Source organism: Pseudomonas sp. BN411, from assembly GCF_029871235.1.
In the GTDB taxonomy this organism is placed as follows: domain Bacteria; phylum Pseudomonadota; class Gammaproteobacteria; order Pseudomonadales; family Pseudomonadaceae; genus Metapseudomonas.
In genome coordinates this window covers 1-3,476 of the sequence record NZ_SSOM01000041.1, presented here as the reverse complement: position 1 = coordinate 3,476, position 3,476 = coordinate 1, and the positions used below count along the sequence as shown (strand labels likewise).

The following is a 3,476-nucleotide window of genomic DNA, read 5'->3' as shown; positions in this document are numbered from 1 at the left end:
AGGGCGTTGACGGTCTTGATGGCCATCATCGGGCCTTCGAAGGTGGACATGCCGTAGAAGGCCAGGGAAACCACCAGGAAGCGCAGGATGGGGTCGGAACGCAGCTTATGCCAGGCGCCGGACAGGCTCATCATGCCGTTGATCATGCCACCCCAGCTCGGAGCCAGCAGGATCAGGGACATGGCCATGCCGAGGGACTGGGCCCAGTCCGGCAGAGCGGTGTAGTGCAGGTGGTGCGGACCGGCCCAGATGTACAGGGTGATCAGCGCCCAGAAGTGCACGATGGACAGGCGATAGGAGTAGATCGGACGCTCGGCCTGCTTCGGAACGAAGTAGTACATCATCCCCAGGAAGCCGGTGGTCAGGAAGAAGCCCACGGCATTGTGGCCGTACCACCACTGGATCATGGCGTCGGTAGCGCCGGCGTACATGGAGTACGACTTGAAGGCGTAGACCGGCATTTCCATGCTGTTGACGATGTGCAGCATGGCGGTAACCAGGATGAAGGCGCCGAAGAACCAGTTGCCCACATAGATGTGCTTGGTCTTGCGCTTCATGATGGTGCCGAAGAAGACGACGGCGTAGGTGATCCAGACGATACCCAGGAGGATGTCGATCGGCCACTCGAGCTCGGCGTATTCCTTGGAGGAGGTGTAACCCAGCGGCAGGGTGATGACTGCCAGCACGATCACGGCTTGCCAACCCCAGAAGGTGAAGGCGGCCAGACTGTCGGATACCAGGCGAGCCTGGCAGGTGCGCTGCACCACGTAGTAGGAAGTGGCGAACAGTGCGCATCCGCCGAAGGCGAAGATCACCGCGTTGGTATGCAGGGGACGCAGGCGGCCGAACGAGGTCCAAGGCAGGTTCAGGTTGAGTTCCGGCCACACAAGTTGTGCGGCGATGAACACGCCTAGACCCATCCCTATGACCCCCCAGATCACCGTCATAATGGCGAACTGGCGGACCACCTTATAGTTATAAGCAGTCTGACTGATTGCTGTGCTCATGCTAGGGGTTCCACGGTTAATGGAGTTTTTTGGGGACAAAAAATCGGCGGCAAGTATGGAGAAAGAGGGTAGCCATTGCAACGACACAAGCCGACACAATCCAGGCTGGGAGGCCCACTGGACAAGGATTTGCGGCTGTGCTGGCGGATCTCTTCGGTGCGCCGTCGAAGCCAGATGTGTCGCGTGACTGGAAGGATCGCCTTGGAGTTGTGACAAGTGGCGACTGGAAAGCAGCTTAGCCCATGTCAAAGCGAGGAGGGTGCAACTGGTCGGAGAGGTGCGACACTGAGTCGCACTATATAAAAGGAGGGGTGGACACTTCCCTGTGTCCTAGGCACCCGGCTCAGGGTGCCATTTTGCGCGGCTTGCAGTTCGGCTCGAGAGCCTGGCTGCCAGGTTGGAACTGCGCTTCCCTGCGCCGCTCCGACTTTGTGGTTATTTGACGGCCAGCTCCCGATCCTTGCGGGAGAGGTTGTAGATGTACGCAGCCAGGACATGGACCTTGTCCTGACCCAGGTATTCCTGCTGGGCTGGCATCTGGCCGTTGCGGCCATGGCGGATGGTCTGTTGCAGCTGGGCAAGGCTGGAGCCGTAGATCCACCCGGCTGGATGGGTCAGGTCCGGTGCGCCCATGAGGGTCGTGCCCTTGCCTTCGGCACCGTGGCAGGCAACGCAGGTAGTGGCGAACAGCGACTTGCCCGCTTCCACGTCGGCCTTGGCGTCTTCCGGCAGCTTCAGGCCGGCCAGATCCTGGCGCACATAGGCGGCAACGTTTTTCACGCCTGCGTCACCCAGTACGTCACCCCAGGCCGGCATGGCCGCCATCCGGCCGTGAAGGATGGTGGTCTTGATGGTTTCCGGCTCTCCGCCCCAACGCCAGTTGCTGTCGGTGAGGTTGGGGAAGCCCAGGGCGCCCTTGGCGTCCGAGCCATGGCAGATGGAGCAGTAGGTGGCGAACAGGCGGCCGCCCATTTTCATGGCCTGCGGATCCTTGGCCACCTCTTCGATGGACATGGCGGAGTAGCGGGCGAAGATCGGGCCGTACTGCTGCTCTGCCTTGCTGACTTCGCGCTGCCACTGGGACTCCTGGTTCCAGCCGTCGGCATAGCCGGGAAAGAGGCCTTTCCAGTTGCCGAGGCCAGGATAGAGCACCAGGTAGCCCGCAGCGAAGATCAAGGTGCCGATGAACAGCCAGAACCACCATTTGGGCAGCGGGTTGTCATATTCCTCGATGCCGTCGAAGGCGTGGCCCATGGTCTGGTCGGTAGTGCCTTTCGACTCGCCGCTGCGGGTGGCGAAGATCAGCCAGGTCAGTGCCAGCAGGGTGAAGATGGTGAGCAGGGAGATGTACCAGCTCCAGAATGTGGTCATGCGCGGTTGCTCCTAGATTCGTTCCGCTCGTCATCGGCGAAGGGCAGATTCGCCGCTTCGTCGAAGCTCGCCTTGCGCTTGCCGCTGTAGGCCCAGCAGATCACTCCAAGGGTGGCGATCAGCACCAGCAGGGTGCCGAGGCCACGCAGGGTTCCGATGTCCATGGCCCTACCTCTTGTTCTTCAGGCTGGTGCCCAGCACCTGCAGGTAGGCGACCACGGCATCCATCTCGGTCTTGCCTTTCACCGCTGCCTGGGCGCCCGCGACGTCCTCGTCGGTGTAGGGCACGCCGAGGGTCTGCATGGCGCGGAGCTTCGCGGCGGTGTCCTTGCCGTCCAGGGTGTTCTCCACCAGCCAGGGGTAGGCGGGCATCTTCGACTCCGGCACTACGTTGCGCGGGTTGTACAGGTGCGCACGGTGCCAGTCATCGGAGTAGCGGCCGCCAACGCGGGCCAAGTCTGGGCCGGTACGCTTGGAGCCCCACAGGAAGGGGTGGTCCCAGACGCTTTCGCCGGCGACGGAGTAGTGGCCGTAACGCTCGGTTTCGGCACGGAACGGGCGGATCATCTGCGAGTGGCAGCCTACGCAGCCTTCACGGATGTAGATGTCGCGGCCTTCCAGTTGCAGGGCGGTATAGGGCTTCATGCCGTCGACCGGGGTGTTAGTCACGTCCTGGAAGAACAGCGGCACGATCTGCACCAGGCCGCCGATGCTGACGGCCAGGACCATGAACAACGCCAGGAGGCCGACGTTCTTCTCGAGTTTTTCGTGCTGTTTCATCAGTGGGCTCCTTGCGGGATCTGCGCAGCGGCGTCGTATTCAGCGGGCTTGGAGGCCTTGGCGGTGCGCCAGGTGTTCCAGGCCATCAGCAGCATGCCGCTGAAGAAGATCGCGCCACCGATAACGCGCACCACGAAGCCGGGGTGGCTGGCTTCCAGCGCTTCGACGAAGGAGTAAGTGAGGGTGCCGTCCTCGTTCACCGCGCGCCACATCAGGCCTTGGGTAATGCCGTTGACCCACATGGAGGCGATGTAGAGCACGGTACCGATGGTGGCCAGCCAGAAGTGGGCGTTGATCAGGCCGACGCTGTGCATCTGC

The 3,476-nt window shown here is 62.1% G+C and carries 5 protein-coding genes; all 5 read right to left on the bottom strand.

Translation table 11 applies throughout. The features are described 5' to 3' along the window. On the bottom strand, window positions 1-1,007 hold a 1,007-nt coding region (locus E8F06_RS05200), incomplete at its 3' end, for a cbb3-type cytochrome c oxidase subunit I (protein ID WP_280364869.1). 435 nt (window positions 1,008-1,442) lie between these two features. Further along, window positions 1,443-2,378 carry a cytochrome-c oxidase, cbb3-type subunit III gene (gene ccoP, locus E8F06_RS05195; RefSeq protein ID WP_280364866.1) on the bottom strand — a complete coding sequence of 312 codons (936 nt, stop codon included), beginning with the start codon at window positions 2,376-2,378 and terminating at the stop codon, window positions 1,443-1,445. Beyond that, complete coding sequence (locus E8F06_RS05190; protein WP_280364864.1) at window positions 2,375-2,542, bottom strand: cbb3-type cytochrome c oxidase subunit 3; 168 nt, start codon at window positions 2,540-2,542, stop codon at window positions 2,375-2,377. The genes ccoP and E8F06_RS05190 overlap by 4 nt, the downstream gene beginning before the upstream one ends. A gap of 4 nt (window positions 2,543-2,546) precedes the next feature. Next, window positions 2,547-3,158, bottom strand: coding sequence for a cytochrome-c oxidase, cbb3-type subunit II (ccoO, locus tag E8F06_RS05185; protein ID WP_280364862.1), 612 nt, complete (start codon window positions 3,156-3,158; stop codon window positions 2,547-2,549). Beyond that, window positions 3,158-3,476 (bottom strand): cbb3-type cytochrome c oxidase subunit I (locus E8F06_RS05180; protein WP_280364860.1); only part of this gene is annotated, 319 nt, incomplete at its 5' end. The genes E8F06_RS05180 and ccoO, both read right to left, overlap by 1 nt.